Below are 17,220 nucleotides of genomic sequence, written 5' to 3'. Positions count from 1 at the left end.
GAAAGGGGTGGGGAAGCGTCAACGGGGGCTCAATGCCCCCGTTGACGCTGTCTCCGGCGTTGCCGAACGCTCGCTGCGCTCGCCCCACCCGAACCCCTCCTCTGAAGAGGAGGGGCTTCTTTCAGATCAAGCCGCCTTCGCGCGCGAGGCGCGCTTGCGCTCGTGCGGATCGAGGTGGCGCTTGCGCAGGCGGATCGACTTCGGGGTCACTTCGACCATCTCGTCGTCGTCGATATAGGCGATCGCCTGCTCCAGCGTCAGCTTGCGCGGCGGGGTGAGGCGGATCGCATCGTCCTTGCCGCCCGACGCGCGGAAGTTGGTGAGCTGCTTCGCCTTCATCGGGTTGACCTCGAGGTCATCCGTCTTGGCGTTCTCGCCGATGATCATGCCCTCGTAGAGCGCCTCGCCGGGGCCGACCATCAGCACGCCGCGCTCTTCGAGCGGGCCGAGCGCATAGGCATTGGCCTCGCCCGCACCGTTCGAGATCAGCACGCCGTTCTTGCGGCCCTCGATCGGGCCCTTGTGCGGGCCGTACTTCTCGAACAGCCGGTTCATGATGCCGGTGCCGCGGGTGTCCGACAGGAACTCGCCATGATAGCCGATCAGGCCGCGCGACGGCGCCGAGAAGGTGATGCGGGTCTTGCCGCCGCCCGAGGGCCGCATGTCGGTCAGCTCGGCCTTCCGGATCGCCATCTTCTCGACGACGGTGCCCGAATGCTCCTCGTCGACGTCGATCACGACGGTTTCGTAGGGCTCCTCGCGACCGCCATTCTCGCCTTCGCGGAACAGCACGCGCGGGCGGCTGATGCCGAGTTCGAAGCCCTCGCGGCGCATCGTCTCGATCAGCACGCCGAGCTGGAGTTCGCCGCGGCCGGCGACCTCGAAGCTGTCACGGTCGTCGGCTTCGGTCACCTTGATCGCGACGTTGCTCTCGGCTTCGCGGAACAGGCGGTCGCGGATCATGCGCGACGTGACCTTGGTGCCCTCGCGACCCGCCATCGGCGAGTCGTTGACGGCGAAGCGCATCGACAGCGTCGGCGGATCGATCGGCTGCGCGTGCAGCGGCTCGGTCACCGCCGGATCGGCGATGGTGTTGGCGACGGTCGCGATGGTCAGGCCGGCGATCGAGATGATGTCGCCCGCCTTGGCTTCTTCCACCGGCACGCGCTCGAGCCCGCGGAACGCCATGATCTTGGAGGCGCGGCCCTGCTCGACGACATTGCCCTCGGGATCGAGCGCATGGATCTGCATGTTGGTCTTGACGGTGCCCGAGGCGACCAGGCCGGTGAGGATGCGGCCGACGAAATTGTCGCGGTCGAGCAGCGTCACCAGGAACTTGAACGGGCCATCCGGATCGGCCGACGGCGCCGGCACATGGTTGACGATCTTCTCGAACAGGGGCGCCAGCGTGCCGTCGCGCACGTCGGGATTGTCGCCGGCATAGCCGTTGCGGCCCGAGGCGAAGAGCACCGGGAAGTCGAGCTGATCGTCATTGGCGTCGAGGCTGACGAACAGGTCGAACACCTCGTCGAGCACTTCCTGCGCCCGCGCGTCCGAACGGTCGATCTTGTTCACCACCACGATCGGGCGCAGGCCGAGCGCCAGCGCCTTGCCAGTGACGAACTTGGTCTGCGGCATCGCGCCTTCGGCGGCGTCGACCAGCAGGATCACGCCGTCGACCATCGAGAGGATGCGCTCCACCTCGCCGCCGAAGTCGGCGTGGCCGGGGGTGTCGACGATGTTGATCCGGGTGTCGCCCGCTTCGCCGTGCCACTCGATCGAGGTGCACTTGGCGAGGATGGTGATCCCGCGTTCCTTTTCGAGATCGTTCGAGTCCATCGCACGTTCCTCGACGCGCTGATTGTCGCGGAAGGTGCCGGACTGACGAAACAGCTGATCGACGAGGGTGGTCTTGCCATGATCGACGTGCGCGATGATGGCCACGTTGCGGAGGCTCATGAAATGCTCGGTCCTGTGCGGAAATGTGGCCGCGCGACTAGCGGAATTTCCGCGCTGCGGCAAGGGCGGGCTGTCCGAGTGCCCGATTCAGCGGACGTGTGCGGGTAGGGGGCGGGACTGACGACATCGCCCTTCCTGTTCGATGTTGCCGGATTCTCATGATCTGGCTCGCTTGAAAGGGGCTGCCGCCGCGCTCCCTCGCCCCTTTGGGGAGAGGGACGGGGAGAGGGGCAGTCGCGCCTGGCGTAAAGCCTCGTCAGGCGCTGCATTGTCGCTGTCGGAGCGAGCCTGTCGGAGCCTCATGCATGGCGCGACTTCCCCCTCTCCCTGGTCCGCTGCGCGGACCTGTCCCTCTCCCCGAAGGGGCGAGGGAAGGGAATCCCGTGCGCCCGGTGCCAAGAATTTGGGCACCGCCCCACCCTTGTCCGCACCCCGCCAGCGCCCTAATCGCTTCGCCATGCTCGCCGCCATCAACCGCATCGTCCCCGACAAGTTCATCCTCGTCCTGCTCGCGACCGTGATCGTCGCGACGGTGCTGCCGGCCAGGGGGGTGATGCTCGATGCGATCGGCAGCATCTCGACCGCGGCGATCGTGACCCTGTTCTTCATGCACGGCGTGAAGATCGCGCCGCAGGCGGTGGTCGACGGGTTCCGCCGCTGGAAGCTTCAGCTCGCCATCTTCCTGTTCGGCTACGTCTTCATGCCCGCGGTCGGCATGGGCGCCTCGCTGCTGACGGGCAGCATGCTCGGCCAGGGCTTCGCGCTCGGCCTCATCTATCTGGCGGTGCTGCCGACCACGGTGCAGTCGTCGATCGCCTATGCCTCGATCGCGCGCGGCAATGTGACGGCGGCGGTGATCGCCTCGGCGGTCTCCAACATTGCGGGCGTGGTGCTGGCGCCGCTGCTGGTCGGCCTGCTCGCCAGCGCACACGGTGGTGGCGTCGACGTCAGCGGCATCGGCAAGATCGTGATGATCCTGCTCGTGCCCTTCGCGCTCGGCCAACTCGCGCGGCGCTGGCTGCAGGCCTGGGCGCAGCGCAACAAGGCGCTGATCTTCTATCTCGATCGCACGACCATCGTGATCGCGGTCTATGTCGCCTTTTCCGAGGCGGTGACCGGCGGGCTGTGGAGCCGCGTGACCGGCGTCGAGCTGGCGATGCTCGTCGCGGTGGTCGCGGCGATGCTGGGGATCGCCTTCGCCTGCGCCTGGGGTCTGGGCGCGCTGTTGGGCTTCAGCGACGAGGATCGCGCGACGATGCTGTTCTCGGGCGCGCACAAGAGCCTGGCGACCGGCGCGCCGATGGCGCGAATCCTGTTTCCGGGGCCGGAGGCCGGCGCGCTGCTGCTGCCGCTGATGCTCTACCACCAGCTCCAGCTGATGGTCTCGGCGATCGTCTCCGCGCGGCTGGCCCGGCGCGTCGAGCAGGCCGAAGCCGCAGCGGCATAACGCCCGGTCTGGAGGGTGGCGCTAAGTTGAACCGTTCGCCCTGAGTAGCGGCTGAGCGAAGCCGAAGACGCGTATCGAAGGGTGCCGAGCTGGCCCTTCGATACGCCATTTCGACTTCACTCAATGGCTACTCAGGGCGAACGGATTATATTGAACGCTCGCCGCTCCGGCGCACAAAAAAAGGGGAGCGAAACCGCTCCCCTTTTTCCGAACCTTGCGGGCTTCGCCTTAGTAAACGCGCGCCTTCGGCTTGATATACTCGACCTCGTCGGTGAGCGTGTAGTCATGCACCGGCCGGTAATCGAGCGTGACCTGGCCCTTGTCGAACCAGGAAATGGTGTGCTTCATCCAGTTCGCGTCGTCGCGATCGGGATGATCCTCGTGCATGTGCGCGCCGCGGCTTTCCTTGCGGTTCGCCGCCGAGTGCATCGTCACCACCGCCTGCGGGAGCATATTGTCCAGCTCCAGCGTCTCGATCAGATCGGTGTTCCAGATCAGCGAGCGATCGGTAACGCCCACGTCCTGCATCGAGGCGTAGACGGTGTCGATCAGGCCAAGGCCTTCGCGCAGCAGCGCGGTGTCGCGGAACACCGCGCAATGCTTCTGCATCGTGTGCTGCATGCTGAGCCGGATCTTCGCGGTGGGTGTGCCGCCCTTCGCATTGCGATAATGGTCGAGGCGGGCGATGGCCTTGTCGTCCGCCGCCTTCACGATCGTGCCATGCTTGCTGTTCGGCGTGACCAGTTCGGCGATGCGGAAGCCGGTGGCACGGCCGAACACGACGAGGTCGATCAGCGAGTTGGAGCCCAGGCGGTTGGCGCCGTGCACCGAAACGCACGCCGCCTCGCCGACCGCGAACAGGCCGGGGACGACCGCGTCCGGGTTGCCGTCGCGCAACGTCACGACTTCGCCGTGATAGTTACAGGGGATGCCGCCCATATTGTAGTGGACGGTCGGCGTCACCGGCAGCGGCTGGCGCGTCAGGTCGACGCCGGCGAAGATCTTGCCGGTCTCGGTGATGCCCGGCAGCCGTTCCGCCAGCACCTTGGGATCGATATGATCGAGGTGCAGGAAGATATGGTCGCCATTCTTGCCGACGCCGCGGCCCTCGCGCATCTCCATCGCCATCGAGCGCGACACGACGTCGCGGCTGGCGAGATCCTTGGCGGAAGGGGCATAGCGCTCCATGAAGCGCTCGCCCTCGGAATTGGTGAGGTAACCGCCCTCGCCGCGCGCACCCTCGGTGATGAGCACGCCCGCGCCGTAGATGCCGGTCGGGTGGAACTGCACGAACTCCATGTCCTGCAGCGGCAGCCCCGCGCGCAGCACCATGCCGCCGCCGTCACCCGTGCAGGTATGCGCCGAGGTGGCCGAGAAATAGGTGCGGCCCGAACCGCCCGTCGCCAGCACCACGGCGTGGCTGCGGAAGCGGTGGAGGCTGCCATCCTCCATGCAGAGCGCGATCACGCCCTTGCACACGCCGTCTTCCATGATCAGGTCGAGCGCGAAATATTCGACGAAGAAGTCCGCGTCATACTTCAGGCTCTGCTGGTAGAGCGCGTGCAGCATGGCGTGGCCGGTGCGGTCCGCCGCGGCGCAGGTGCGCTGCACGGGCGGGCCGGCGCCCATGTTCTGCATGTGGCCGCCGAACGGGCGCTGGTAGATCGTGCCATTGTCGTTGCGGCTGAACGGCACGCCGGCATGTTCCAGTTCGTACACCGCGGCCGGCGCCTCGCGCACCATATATTCGATCGCATCCTGGTCGCCCAGCCAGTCCGACCCCTTGACGGTGTCGTACATGTGCCAGGTCCAGTGATCGGGCGTGTTGTTGCCGAGGCTCGCCGCAATGCCGCCCTGCGCGGCCACGGTGTGGCTGCGGGTGGGGAACACCTTGGTGATGCAGGCGGTGCGCAGGCCCTTTTCGGCGCAGCCCATCGTCGCGCGGAGGCCGGAGCCGCCGGCACCGACGACGACCGCGTCATAGATATGGTCGATGATCTGGTAGGCCGGACCGGCGTTGCTCGTGTCGGACATCAGGCCGGAACTCCCACGAAGGCGATCTTGGCGATCGAGAACAGCGCAAGCGCGGCGCCGCCGATCGCATAGAAATTGAGCAGCACGAGGGTGAAGATCTTCGACCCTTCCTCATGCACATAATCCTCGATGCACACCTGCAGGCCGAGGCGCAGGTGCCAGAAGACGCTGACCGTCATCAGCATCAGCGGCACCGCGACCAGCGGATTGCCGATCCAGCCGGTGACGATCGCATGATCGAGCGACGGCAGCCGGATGAAGGAGAAGAGCAGCCACAGCACCATCACCAGATTGCCGACCGCGGTCAGCCGCTGCTGCAGCCAGTGCTGCGCACCATGCCGTGCCGAGCCAAGCCCGCGGACGCGGCCGATACCGGTTCCTGTTCCCATCTGCTTTCCCCTCAGCGACCGAAAAGGATGTAGGCCCAGACCAGGGCGGTCAGGATCGGGGCCGCGATCACGATCGCCTGCGACCAGCTCTTGTTCGCGTTCAGCTCGTAACCGGCGCCGGTGTCGAGCACGAAGTGGCGCAGGCCGGAAAGCATATGTTCGAAGAAGGACCAGGTCAGGCCGATGCCCACGATATAGCCCAGCGCGCCGCCGGCGAAGCCGGTGAGCAGCCACAGGAAGCCGTCATAGGCGTCCTTGCCGATCGCCGCGGTCGTCAGCCAGGCGATGAACAGCAGGCCGCCGACGATCGCCATGCCGTCGCCGGTAACCCGGTGCAGGATGGAGACCAGCATGTGCGGCCCCCATCTCCAGATGCCGAGATGCGGTGAAAGTGGACGCGCCGCCTTATGCGCCATAGCTGGTGGCCCTTTTGTCTATTTGCGGCCCCCCCTTTAACCGAACGATGCGGCGATGCAACCGCCCCTTCCGCCCGCGCTCCGGAGCCTTTAGACGCGCCGAATGACGAATATTCTCCTCACCGGCGCCACCCGCGGGATCGGTGCCGCAGCGCGCGCTGCGCTCGAAGCCGCGGGCGCCACCGTGATCGCCTTCGGCTCGGCCGATGGCGATCTTTCCGACCCGGCGACCGCGCCCGTGCTGTGGCAGCGCGCGTTGGATGCGGCCGGCGGCCGCATCGACGTGCTGGTCAACAATGCCGGCGTGTTCGAAGCGGCGCCGCTCGACCTCGAGGACGAGGCATGGCTGGCGTCGTGGGAACGCACGATGGCGATCAACCTCACCGCCTCCGCGCAGTTCTGCCGCCTTGCGGTGCGCCACTTCCAGGCGGAGGGCGGCGGGCGCATCGTCAACGTCGCGAGCCGCGCCGCCTATCGGGGCGACAGCCCGGCGCACTGGCATTATGCCGCATCGAAGGCCGGCATGGTCGGTATGACCAAGAGCATCGCGCGCGGCTATGGCGCGCAAGCCATTCTTGCGTTCTCGGTCTGCCCCGGTTTCACGATGACGGGTATGGCGGAGGATTATCTGGCCAGCCGCGGCGGCGACAGGCTGCTCGCCGACATCCCGCTCGGCCGCGTCGCCGATCCGGCGGAAATCGCGTCGGCGATCCGCTATCTGGCGCTCGAGGCGCCGGCCTCGATGACGGGTGCCGCGATCGACATCAATGGAGCGAGCTATGTCCGCTGACAGCTGGAAGCTGACGCTGCCCTGCACCCGCGCCGAGGCCGATGCGGTGGCGGACGATATCGGCGCGCTGGCGATGCTCGAGCCGCCGCCGGTGCTGATGGTCACCGAGCCCGACGAGGACCGGCCCGACGATTGGGAACTGGTCACCTATTTCGAATCGAAGCCCAGTGCGAAGACGATCGCGATGGTCGCGGCGCTCGCCCCCTCCGCGGCGGGTACGAAGCCGGTGCTCGAACATCTGCCCGCGGCGGACTGGGTGACGATGAGCCAGTCGGGCATCGAGCCGGTCAGCGCCGGGCGCTTCTACGTCCACACCTCGACCAATGCCGGTGCGGTTCCGGCGGGCGCCAAGGCTTTCCTGATCGAGGCCGGTCTCGCGTTCGGCACCGGCCAGCACCACACCACCTCCGGCTGCCTCGAAATGCTGGACGGGATGCGCCGCCGCGGCGAGGTCTATCGCTCGCTGCTCGATCTCGGCACCGGCACCGGCCTGCTTGCCTTCGCGGCGATGCACCTGTGGCCGCTGGCCCGCGCGACCGCGTCGGACATCGATCCGATCTCGATCGACGTGACGCGCGAGAATGCCCTCGCCAACGCGGTGCCGCTGGGTCGCGGGCCCGGCCAGCTCGACCTGATGGTGGCGGACGGGCTGGAGCATCGCCGCCTGATCAGCCGCGCGCCCTACGAACTGGTGATCGCCAACATCCTGGCCGGGCCGCTGATCGAAATGTCGCCGCAGATCGCCGCCGCGGTCGACGATGGCGGCACCCTGATCCTCGCCGGGCTGCTGCAGACGCAGGCCGATGCGGTGGCGGACGCCTATCGCCGGCAGGGGATGCGACTCGCCGGCCGCATCGACCGGAGCGACTGGCCGACGCTCAGGATGATCAAGCGCCGGCGGGTGCGATAAAGGGGGAAAACAGGGTGAAAATGTGGGGGAGGGCGGTGGTCAGCGAACGAGCTTGCCGCCCTTCATCACCGGGCCGACCCGTTCGAGCAGGCGGATGTCGGCGATCGGATCGCCCGCCACCGCGACGAGGTCGGCGAAATGGCCGGGGCTAGCCGCGCCGACATCCTTCTCCCAGCGCAGCAGCGTCGCGGCTTCCACGGTCGCCGCCTGGATCGCCTGCATCGGCGTCATCCCGTTGCGCACCATATAGGCGAACTGCCGGGCGTTGAGGCCGTGCGGATAGACCCCAGCGTCGGTGCCGAAGGCGATGTGGACCCCGGCCTTCACTGCCTTGCGGAACCCCTCACGCTGAAGATCGGTGGTCTCGCGATTCTTGCGCAGATAGCCCTCGGGCCAGCCCTCCTTGCGGCCAACCTCCTCGATATAGTCGCCATTATAGACGTCCATCACCAGCCACACGCCCTTCGCCCTGGCCAGCGCGATCCCCTCGTCGTCGATCAGCGAGGCATGTTCGATCGAGCGCACGCCGGCGCGGATCGCCGCCTTGATGCCCTCCGCGCCATGCGCGTGGGCGGTGGCGTAGCCGCCGCGATTGGCGGCCTCGGCCACCACCGCGCGCATCTCCTCCTCGCTCAGTTCGATCTCGCCGGGCTCGGTCCCCTCGGCGAGCACCGCGCCGGTGGCGATCATCTTGATGCTGTCGACGCCGTGCTGGAACAGATAGGCGGTCTTGAGCTTCGCTTGCCTGGCATCGGTGATCACGCCCATCCGCATGTCGGCCGGCACCTGCACGTCGGGCGCGAGGCCCGTCACCTCGCCGCCGCCGCCGGGCGCGGTGATATAGGCGCCGACCACGTTCATCCGCGGCCCCTTGATCCGCCCGGCATCGATCGCGTCGCGCAGCGCGACGTCGGTGAAGGCGCGGAAGCAGCCGACATCGTGAACGCTGGTAAAGCCCGCGCGCAGCGTCTTTCGGGCATTCTCGGCGCCGACCAGCGCGATGTCCTGCGCGCTGTGGAGCAGCGGCTCGGCGACATTGCTGGTCTGGCCCCAGTCGGCGAGGTGGGTGTGCATGTCGATCAGGCCGGGGAGCACCGTCATGCCGGACCAGTCGATGACGGTCGCGCCCGCGGGCGGCGGCGCCCAGGGCTCGACCGCGGCGATGCGATCATCCTCGATGCGGATGCGGCGGTCGGTGAGCACCTGCCCCTTCTCGACATCGACCAGCCGGCCGGCGCGGACATAGACCGTCTCCGCCGCCGCGGGCATTGCCACGGCCACGGCCACCGCCGTCAGCACCCCGAAAACCCCTCGTTTCATGCCTCTTCTCCCCCCGCGTTGACGCGCCGCAGCGCCGTTCTACTGTAACCGGGAAACGCCTTCGACAGGAACGCTCGCCGATGATCCGCATGCTGCTCGCCCTGACCGCGCTCGTCTCCCCCGCGATGGCCATGGCGAAGGCCGGCCCGGCCGATGTCGCGCAGGCGAAAGAGGTGCTGATGAAGGGCATCGGCTTCCCAACCGTCGAGGGGCGCGGGCAGACCGTGGCCTATGCGCACTATATTGCATCGGTGCTCAAGGCGGCCGGCTATGCCGACAGCGAGGTCGTGGTGACGCCGATGGAAGGCACCGCGACACTGGAGGCGACGCTCAAGGGAACCACGCCCGGCGCCAAGCCGATCGTGCTGCTCGCGCATATGGACGTGGTCGAGGCCAAGCCGGCGGACTGGACCCGCGACCCGTTCGTCGCGGTGGAGGAGGGCGGCTACATCTTCGGGCGCGGCGCCGAGGACAACAAATACGACCTCTCGATGATGGTCGTCGCTATGGCGCGGCTGAAGGCGGCGGGGTTCAGGCCCAAGCGCGACATCGTCCTGGTGCTGACCGGCGACGAGGAAACGCGCATGGTGACGACGCAGGCGCTCGCGCAGAAATATCGCAATGCGGAGATCGTGCTCAACGGCGACGGCGGCGGCGGTACGCTCGGCGAGGACGGCACGACCGCGCTGTATTACGGGCTGCAGGCGGGCGAGAAGACCTATGCCGACTATGCGATCGAACTGACCGATGTCGGCGGCCATTCGAGCACCCCGACCGACGGCAACCCGATCTACCGCATGGCGCGCATCCTCGCCCGGATCGACGCCTATGACTTTCCCGACCAGGCCAACGAACTGACCCGCGCCTCGCTCAAGGCCCGCAGCGGCCGGATCGGCGGCGCGGTCGGTGACGCGATGCGCCGTTATGCCGAGAACCCGAACGACAAGGCCGCCGCGGCGGTGATCGCGGCGCGGCCCGAATTCGTCGGTCAGATCCGCACCACCTGCGTCGCGACCGAGATCGATGGCGGCCACGCCCGCAACGCGTTGCCGCAGCGCGCCACCGCCAACATCAACTGCCGCATCTTCCCGGGCGTGCCGGTGGAGGCGGTGCGCGCGACGCTCGCCGAACTGGCGGGCAAGGATGCAAGCGTGAAGACGATCGACGAGCCGGTGGCGAGCGACGCCTCGCCGCTGCGTGGCGACGTGGTCGGCGCGGTCACCACGGCCGTGCGCGCCCGCTATCCGGGGCTGGATATCATCCCGAGCATGTCCGGCGGCGCGACCGACAGCTTCTATTTCCGCGTGCTCGGCGTGCCCAGCTATGGCGTGGCGAGCCTGTTCATGCGCGACGCCGACGGCTTCGCCCACGGGCTCAACGAGCGCGCGCCGGTGGCAGGGATCGGTGGGGCGCTGGACCAGTGGGACAGCGTGTTGCGGACTTTGGGCGGGAAGTAGCATTTCTCAGCCCCCCAGCAGTGCATCCACCCACCTGACCGCCAGCGCGCTCGCCTGGTCCGCCGGGAAGCTCGCCGGATCCAGCGTCAGTTCCAGCCACAGCCCGTCGACCAGCGCGGTCAGGCCGATCGCGGCGCCGTGGCGCTCCATCGCCGACACGCCGCACTCCGCGAGCAGCGCCTCCAGCGCGGCGCGATAGCCGCCATAGGTTTCGGCGTGGATCGCGGCGATGGCGGGGTCGGCCTTCACCAGGCTCCAGAAGGCGATCCAGGTGGCGAGCAGCGCGGGGTCGGCGATCGGGGCGCGGAAGCTGGCGGTGGTATAGGCGATCAGCCGCGCGCGCGGCTCCGGCGGGGCGGCGGCGACCGCGGCCGCCAGCGCGTCGTTCACCGTGTGCGTGACGTGGCGGTAGGTCGCGGCGACCAGCGCGTCGATGCCGTCGAAATAGTGGCGCAGCAGCCCGGGCGAGACGCCGGCACGCGCGCAGATCGTCCGCACCGAGGCACCGCCGACGCCCTGTTCGGCGAGGCACGCCGCACAGGCCTCGATCAGCGCCAGCCGGCGCGTTTCGGCATCCTCGCGGGTGAAGGCGGCGCGGTGGGGCGACAAGCTCATTGCGGACGCGATCCTCTTGCTATACGTTCGTATAACAAGGAGCGCCGCCATGCAAAGCCTTTCCACCGCACCCCGCGCGAACGCCGATCCCGACGAGGGCTGGAGCCTGCCGGCGTGGATCTATCGCGACCCCGAATATTTCGCGGTGGAGATGGAAAGGGTGATGCGGCCGAGTTGGCAGGTGGTCTGCCATGTCAGCGACATCGCCGGCGCCGGCGACTGGCACACGCTCGATTTCCTGGGCGAGAGCATCATCGTCATCCGCGGCGACGATCTGGCCGTGCGCGCCTTCACCAATGTCTGCCGGCACCGCGGCTCGCGGCTGGTGGATGGCGCCTCGGGCTGCGCGAAGAAGCTGGTCTGCCCCTATCACGCGTGGACCTACGACCTCGACGGTCGGCTCACCGGGGTGCCCAGCCGCCGCGACTATACCACGCTGGACACGGCGAAGAGCGGGCTGGTGCCGGTGGAGCACGAGACCTGGCAGGGCTTCGTCTTCGTGCGGCTGAAGGGCGGCGGCCCGTCGGTGGCCGAGATGATGGCGCCCTATGAGGCGCGCGTCGCACCCTATCGCTTCGAGGAGATGCGCGCGATCGGCCGCGTCACGTTGCGGCCGCGCCCGGTGAACTGGAAGAACGTCGCCGACAATTATTCGGACGGGCTGCACATCCCGGTCGCGCATCCCGGCCTCACCCGGCTGTTCGGCAAGGGCTATGGCATCGAGGCGGAAGCGCATGTCGACCGCATGTGGGGCGCGCTGATCGACCGGCCCTCGGCGAACCTCTCGGAGCGGATGTACCAGCACGTGCTGCCGCGGGTCGATCATCTGCCCGAGGATCATCAGCGGCTGTGGCTCTATTTCAAGCTGTGGCCCAACGTCGCGTTCGACATCTATCCGGACCAGGTGGATTTCATGCAGTTCCTGCCGGTTTCGCCGACCGAAACGCTGATCCGCGAGATCAGCTATGCGCTGCCGGACGACCGGCGCGAGATGAAGGCGGCGCGCTATCTGAACTGGCGGATCAATCGCGCGGTGAACGCTGAGGATACCGCGCTGATCGCACGGGTGCAGGAGGGGATGATGTCGCGAAGCTTCACGGTCGGGCCGCTCGGCGAGAGCGAGGTGTGTCTGCGCGCCTTCTGCCGGAAGGTGCGCGACCTGATTCCGGAGGCGCGGCTGCATGCGGCGCCGCGGGCGGGTTGGTCAAGCGCGAGCCCCTCCCCTTCAGCGGAGGGGTTGGGGTGGGGAATGACCAGCCAGTTCCGGCAAGGTGGGGGGCAGATTACAGCCCCCACCCCAAACCCTCCGCTGAAGGGGAGGGGCTATTGATGAAATACGACGCGCTCATCATCGGCGCCGGCCACAATGGCCTCGTCTGCGCCTTCTACCTCGCCCGCGCCGGCCTCAAGGTGCGCATCGTCGAGCGGCGCGATGTCGTCGGCGGCGCGGCGGTGACCGAGGAATTCCATCCCGGCTTCCGCAACTCGGTGGCGAGCTACACCGTCAGCCTGCTGCAGCCCAAGGTCATCGCCGACATGAAGCTGGCCGATCACGGCTATCGCGTGATCGAGCGGCCGATCTCCAACTTTCTGCCGCAGCCCGACGGCGGCTATCTCAAGCTCGGCGGCGGGCTTGAGCGGACGCAGGCGGAATTCTCCCGTTTCAGCACCGCCGACGCCGCGGCGCTGCCGGCCTATTACGATGCGCTGGAAAATGTCGCCGAGGTGCTGCGCGACCTCGCCTTGCAGAGCCCGCCCAATATCGGCGACGGCCTCAAGACGCTGATCGACGGCGCGCGGCAGGGCCGGCGGCTGGCGAAGATGCCGATCGAGCAGCAGCGCGACGTGCTCGACCTGTTCGTGAAGTCCGCGCGCAGCTTCCTCGACGGCTGGTTCGAGAGCGAGGCGGTGAAGGCGGCGTTCGGCTTCGACGCGGTGGTCGGCAACTATGCCAGCCCGGACACGCCCGGCAGCGCCTATGTGCTGCTCCACCACGTGTTCGGCGAGGTCAACGGCAAGAAGGGGGCCTGGGGCCACAGCGTCGGCGGCATGGGTGCGATCACCCGGATCATGGCCAAGGTGTGTCGCGATGCCGGCGTCGAGATCAGCCTTGAGGCGCCGGTGGCGCGCGTGCTGGTGGATGGCGGCAAGGCCGTCGGCGTGAAGCTGGAGGGTGGCGAGGAGATCGCCGCCGACGTGGTGATCGCCAATGTCGGGCCCAAATTGCTCTATGAGCGGATGATCGACCCGGCGGATCTCGGCCCCGAATTCGTCCGCCGCGTGCGCGGGTTCAAGGCGGGATCGGGCACCTTCCGGATGAACGTGGCGCTTTCCGAACTGCCGCGCTTCACCTGCCTGCCCGAACCGGGCGAACATCACCAGTCCGGCATCATTCTCGCGCCGACGCTCGATTATATGGATCAGGCGTTCATCGACGCCAAGGCGCATGGCTGGTCGAAGGCGCCGATCGTCGAGATGCTGATCCCGTCTACCGTCGACGACAGCCTGGCCCCGCCGGGGGGGCATGTCGCCAGCCTGTTCTGCCAGCAATTCGCGCCGGTGCTGCCCCCTGCCCCCGATGGAACCCGGCGTGACTGGGATGCCGAGGAGGATGCGGCGGCGGATGCGATCATCGATACCGTCGAAGCGGCGGCGCCGGGGTTCCGCGCGTCGATCCTGGGGATGACCAAGCTCAGCCCCAAGGGGCTGGAGCGCACGTTCGGACTGGTCGGCGGCGACATCATGCACGGCAACATGTCGCTTGACCAATTGTGGTCGGCGCGGCCGGTGCTGGGCAACGGCGCCTATCGCGGGCCGCTGAAGGGTCTCTACATGTGCGGCGCGGGCACGCATCCGGGCGGCGGCGTGACCGGCGCGCCGGGGCATAACGCGGCGCGCGAGGTGCTGGCGGATCGCTCGCTATTCGGCCGGTTGCTGCGGCGCGGCTGAGCGCCGCGCCCACCAGTAGAGCGGCAGGCCGGCCGCCATCAGCAGCAGGCTGAGGCCGCTGACGCCGAGGCCGGCACCGTACAGCGTCCAGACCGCGTAAGCGGCGCCGAGCGCGGCGACCGGCACCGCCACCCGCAGCTTCAGCGCGGCGGCGGCGCAGGCGAGGTAGAGCCACAAGGTCGCGGAGGTGGAGAGCAGCGCCATATAGGAAAAGAGATCGCTCATCGAGCGGCTCGAATTGACCAGCACGAACAGGCTGGCGAGCACGCTCGACACGATCAGCGCGCGGGTCGGCGTGCCGTTGGCGCGGGTCTTGCCGAACCACGCCGGCAGCAGCCCGCGCCGCGCCATCGCCAGCGGCATCTCGCCCTGCAGCAGCACCCAGCCGTTGAGCGTGCCGATCGCGCTGATCGCGGCGAACAAGGCGATGGTCAGCGCCGGCCCGGCCGCCCAATAGTGCGCGACGAAGACCTGGAAGGGCGCGTCCGACCCCGCCACCGTTTCCGCCGGCAGCATCAGCGCGACGCCTGAGCAGATGACGAGGTAGATGATCCCGGTCAGCAATGTGCCGATCAAGGTGGCGCGCGGGATGTTACGTTGCGGGTTCTCGACCTTGGCGGCGACCACCGAGGCGCTTTCGAAGCCGAGCAGCGCCCACAGGGTCAGCGCGGCGGAGGCGGTGACCGCGCCGGCCTTGAGGCCTTCCGCCGGAAACGGTGCAAGGGCCTCGCCGCCGCGCGTGGCGATCAGCACGGCCATGATCGCAAGCACCACGGCGAGCGGCACGAGCTTGAGGAGCGTGGTCGCGAGCTGGAACATGCCGGCGGAGCGCGCGCCGCCGAGATTGACCAGCGTGACCGCCCATACCAGCGCGACCGCGAGCAGCGCCGGCACATAGGGCGTTCGGCCGATCTCCGGCGCGAAGGCGGAGAGATAGCTGACCGCAGCCACCGCCAATGTGACGTTGGCGGTCCAGATGCTGACCCAATAGCTCCAGCCGATCAGGAAGGACGGCACCTTGCCGAACGCGATATCGACGAAACCCGCCGGTCCGTTCGCGTCGGGCCGCGCGACGGTGAGGCGGGCGAGCGTGTAGGCGAGCGCGATCGCGCCGGCGATGGTGAGCGCCCAGCCGGCGACCGCGTTCCAGCCATAGGGCGCGAGCGCCGCGGGCAGCAGGAACACGCCCGACCCGATCATGTTGCCCATCACCAGCGCAATGCACATCGCAAGCGACAGGCTGCGCTCCGCTGGCGGCGGGGCGGCGACGGGCGGAGCCGGGCTGGTCATGGCGCACGATCCGGTGGTGGGGGGGGGTCGTCAAGCGGCGACGATCTCGAGCCCCGTCTCTTCAGGGGGCTATCGGATTCACACACTGCAGGACGAGCGCGCGGATATGTCCTCCCCGAGCAGAGCTCGGGGAGGAACATTCGGCCCTCCGCCCTGATGTGTGAATGCCATAGCCTCTTCAGGGGGATGGGTTGGGGCGCAGGAGAGCGTAGCAAGCTTCCGCACAATTTCGGCAATTTCGGGGACATAATACGAAATCGGAGATCGCTGGAGTGCACCCCTAGATTGAGACAGTGAAATAAGGGACGGCCCTTTATGAGGAGGGCAGCATGTCCAAGGTGGCTCGACGAAGATTTGGACGGGAGTTCAAGCTTGATGTCGTTCGGCGGATGATCGCCGGCGAGAGCGGGACGGCATTGTCGCTGGAGTTGGGCGTCAAGCGCACGATATTATACCGGTGGCGGGATGCGTTTCGCGATGGCGGTGAGGAAGCGCTTCGGGATGGTCCCGGCCGGCCGAACCGTGTGGAGAAAGCGGCGATGGCGCTGGCGCGTGGTCCGGCGGCGCGTGCCCGCGATCTTACGGAGGCGCGTCGCCAGATTGCGGAGTTGGAGCGCAAGGTCGGCGAGCAGCAGGTGGCGCTGGATTTTTTCAAGGGTGCCTTGCAGCGCATCGAGGCGTCACCCCCGCCGAGCGACGGCGGTGGCGTGACGGGGTCATCGCCCAGATCCAGGCGATGACCGGTCTGCAGGGCTCGGGATCGAAATTGTCGGTGGAGCAGCTGTGCCGTTTGGCCGAAGTGCCCCGCGCAGCCTTCTATCGACGATGGCAGGATTATGCTCCGAAGCAGGAAGAGACGGCGCTGCGCGACAAGCTTCAGCAGTTGTGTCTGGCGAACCGGCATTATGGCTATCGGCGGATCACGGCACTGATGAAGCGCGACGGCTGGCACATCAACCACAAGCGGGTGCAGCAGCTGATGCGGGAGGATAATCTGCTGTGCGTGAGAAAGCCGATCTTCCGGCCGGCGACGACGGACTCGCGCCACAGTTGGCGGATATGGCCCAATCTGGCGCGCCACCTCGATCCGAGCGAGGTCAACCAGCTTTGGGTTGCCGACATCACCTATGTCCGCCTGGCCGAGGCATTCGTCTATCTGGCGGTCATCCTCGATGCGTTCAGCCGCAAGGTGGTCGGTTGGGCGATGGCGGATCATCTGCGTGCCGAACTGGCGCTCGACGCGCTGACGATGGCATTGGAGCGACGCCCCGTCGTGCCGGGCGGATTGGTCCACCACTCGGATCGCGGCATCCAATACGCCTGTGGCGATTACATCGCCCGACTGGAGGCAGCCGGCATCCTGCCGAGCATGAGCCGGGTCGGATGCCCCTATGACAATGCGATGGCCGAGAGCTTCATGAAGACGCTCAAGCAGGAGGAAGTGAACGGCGCCGGCTATCGCGACCTCGCCGATGCCACGCAACGCATCGGCTCATTCCTCGAGCAGATCTACAATCGCCAGCGGCTCCACTCCGCCTTGGCGTACAGATCACCCGATGAGTATGAACATATCGCGCCAAGGGCTGCTGCGCAGCAGCCCTTGGACGTGACGGAAAACCGCTGTCCCTAATTGTCGTGTCTCAT

General features: G+C 67.6%; 15 protein-coding genes. 8 read left to right on the top strand and 7 right to left on the bottom strand.

What is annotated here, in order from left to right; genetic code table 11:
• Positions 1-126 precede the first annotated feature (126 nt).
• Positions 127-1,959, bottom strand: a complete 1,833-nt coding sequence (gene typA / locus NX02_RS22135) for a translational GTPase TypA (RefSeq protein WP_025294349.1) — start codon at positions 1,957-1,959, stop codon at positions 127-129.
• A 457-nt stretch (positions 1,960-2,416) separates the two neighbouring features.
• On the opposite strand from typA, the gene NX02_RS22130 reads away from it, so the two are divergent.
• Positions 2,417-3,406, top strand: coding sequence for a bile acid:sodium symporter family protein (locus tag NX02_RS22130; RefSeq protein WP_025294348.1), 990 nt, complete (start codon positions 2,417-2,419; stop codon positions 3,404-3,406).
• A 228-nt stretch (positions 3,407-3,634) separates the two neighbouring features.
• On the opposite strand, the gene sdhA is transcribed toward NX02_RS22130, so the two are convergent.
• The 3 genes from sdhA to sdhC are packed head-to-tail and all read right to left on the bottom strand — an operon-like array spanning position 3,635 to position 6,245.
• On the bottom strand, positions 3,635-5,440 hold the full coding sequence (sdhA, locus tag NX02_RS22125; RefSeq protein ID WP_025294347.1) for a succinate dehydrogenase flavoprotein subunit: 1,806 nt from the start codon (positions 5,438-5,440) through the stop codon (positions 3,635-3,637).
• On the bottom strand, positions 5,440-5,829 hold the full coding sequence (gene sdhD / locus NX02_RS22120; RefSeq protein ID WP_025294346.1) for a succinate dehydrogenase, hydrophobic membrane anchor protein: 390 nt from the start codon (positions 5,827-5,829) through the stop codon (positions 5,440-5,442). Before sdhD ends, sdhA begins: the two co-directional genes overlap by 1 nt.
• A gap of 11 nt (positions 5,830-5,840) precedes the next feature.
• Positions 5,841-6,245 carry a succinate dehydrogenase, cytochrome b556 subunit gene (gene sdhC / locus NX02_RS22115; protein WP_039996776.1) on the bottom strand — a complete coding sequence of 135 codons (405 nt, stop codon included), beginning with the start codon at positions 6,243-6,245 and terminating at the stop codon, positions 5,841-5,843.
• A gap of 103 nt (positions 6,246-6,348) precedes the next feature.
• On the opposite strand from sdhC, the gene NX02_RS22110 reads away from it, so the two are divergent.
• On the top strand, positions 6,349-7,035 hold the full coding sequence (locus NX02_RS22110; RefSeq protein ID WP_025294344.1) for an SDR family NAD(P)-dependent oxidoreductase: 687 nt from the start codon (positions 6,349-6,351) through the stop codon (positions 7,033-7,035).
• Positions 7,025-7,945 (top strand): 50S ribosomal protein L11 methyltransferase, encoded by a 921-nt coding sequence (locus tag NX02_RS22105; RefSeq protein ID WP_245648674.1) that lies wholly within the window; start codon positions 7,025-7,027, stop codon positions 7,943-7,945. Before NX02_RS22110 ends, NX02_RS22105 begins: the two co-directional genes overlap by 11 nt.
• A 39-nt stretch (positions 7,946-7,984) precedes the next feature.
• Here NX02_RS22105 and NX02_RS22100 read toward each other — a convergent pair whose 3' ends face one another.
• The gene (locus tag NX02_RS22100; protein WP_025294342.1) at positions 7,985-9,265 is read right to left on the bottom strand and encodes a Xaa-Pro dipeptidase; all 1,281 of its coding nucleotides are present in this window, start codon (positions 9,263-9,265) and stop codon (positions 7,985-7,987) included.
• Positions 9,266-9,345: 80 nt separating this feature from the next.
• On the opposite strand from NX02_RS22100, the gene NX02_RS22095 reads away from it, so the two are divergent.
• The gene (locus NX02_RS22095) at positions 9,346-10,722 is read left to right on the top strand and encodes a M20/M25/M40 family metallo-hydrolase (RefSeq protein WP_025294341.1); all 1,377 of its coding nucleotides are present in this window, start codon (positions 9,346-9,348) and stop codon (positions 10,720-10,722) included.
• Positions 10,723-10,728: 6 nt separating this feature from the next.
• Here NX02_RS22095 and NX02_RS22090 read toward each other — a convergent pair whose 3' ends face one another.
• Positions 10,729-11,337: a TetR/AcrR family transcriptional regulator gene (locus NX02_RS22090; protein ID WP_025294340.1), complete on the bottom strand. Its 609-nt coding sequence runs from the start codon at positions 11,335-11,337 to the stop codon at positions 10,729-10,731.
• Between the two features lie 49 nt (positions 11,338-11,386).
• Here NX02_RS22090 and NX02_RS22085 point away from each other — a divergent pair, with 49 nt between their 5' ends.
• Together NX02_RS22085 and NX02_RS22080 are read left to right on the top strand one after the other, a co-directional pair.
• Entirely contained in the window at positions 11,387-12,667 is a 1,281-nt protein-coding gene (locus tag NX02_RS22085) for an aromatic ring-hydroxylating oxygenase subunit alpha (RefSeq protein ID WP_025294339.1), read from the top strand.
• Complete coding sequence (locus NX02_RS22080) at positions 12,667-14,286, top strand: phytoene desaturase family protein (RefSeq protein WP_025294338.1); 1,620 nt, start codon at positions 12,667-12,669, stop codon at positions 14,284-14,286. The genes NX02_RS22085 and NX02_RS22080 overlap by 1 nt, the downstream gene beginning before the upstream one ends.
• On the opposite strand, the gene NX02_RS22075 is transcribed toward NX02_RS22080, so the two are convergent.
• Positions 14,257-15,576, bottom strand: coding sequence for an amino acid permease (locus NX02_RS22075; protein WP_025294337.1), 1,320 nt, complete (start codon positions 15,574-15,576; stop codon positions 14,257-14,259). The genes NX02_RS22080 and NX02_RS22075 overlap by 30 nt on opposite strands.
• 329 nt (positions 15,577-15,905) lie before the next feature.
• On the opposite strand from NX02_RS22075, the gene NX02_RS22070 reads away from it, so the two are divergent.
• Both NX02_RS22070 and NX02_RS22065 read left to right on the top strand, forming a co-directional pair.
• Entirely contained in the window at positions 15,906-16,316 is a 411-nt protein-coding gene (locus tag NX02_RS22070) for a helix-turn-helix domain-containing protein (protein WP_084717805.1), read from the top strand.
• Positions 16,313-17,206, top strand: a complete 894-nt coding sequence (locus NX02_RS22065; protein ID WP_025294336.1) for an IS3 family transposase — start codon at positions 16,313-16,315, stop codon at positions 17,204-17,206. Before NX02_RS22070 ends, NX02_RS22065 begins: the two co-directional genes overlap by 4 nt.
• The last annotated feature ends 14 nt before the right edge of the window (positions 17,207-17,220 follow it).

Source organism: Sphingomonas sanxanigenens DSM 19645 = NX02 (assembly GCF_000512205.2).
Taxonomy (GTDB): domain Bacteria; phylum Pseudomonadota; class Alphaproteobacteria; order Sphingomonadales; family Sphingomonadaceae; genus Sphingomonas_D; species Sphingomonas_D sanxanigenens.
This window is presented reverse-complemented; position numbering and strand designations above follow the sequence as displayed.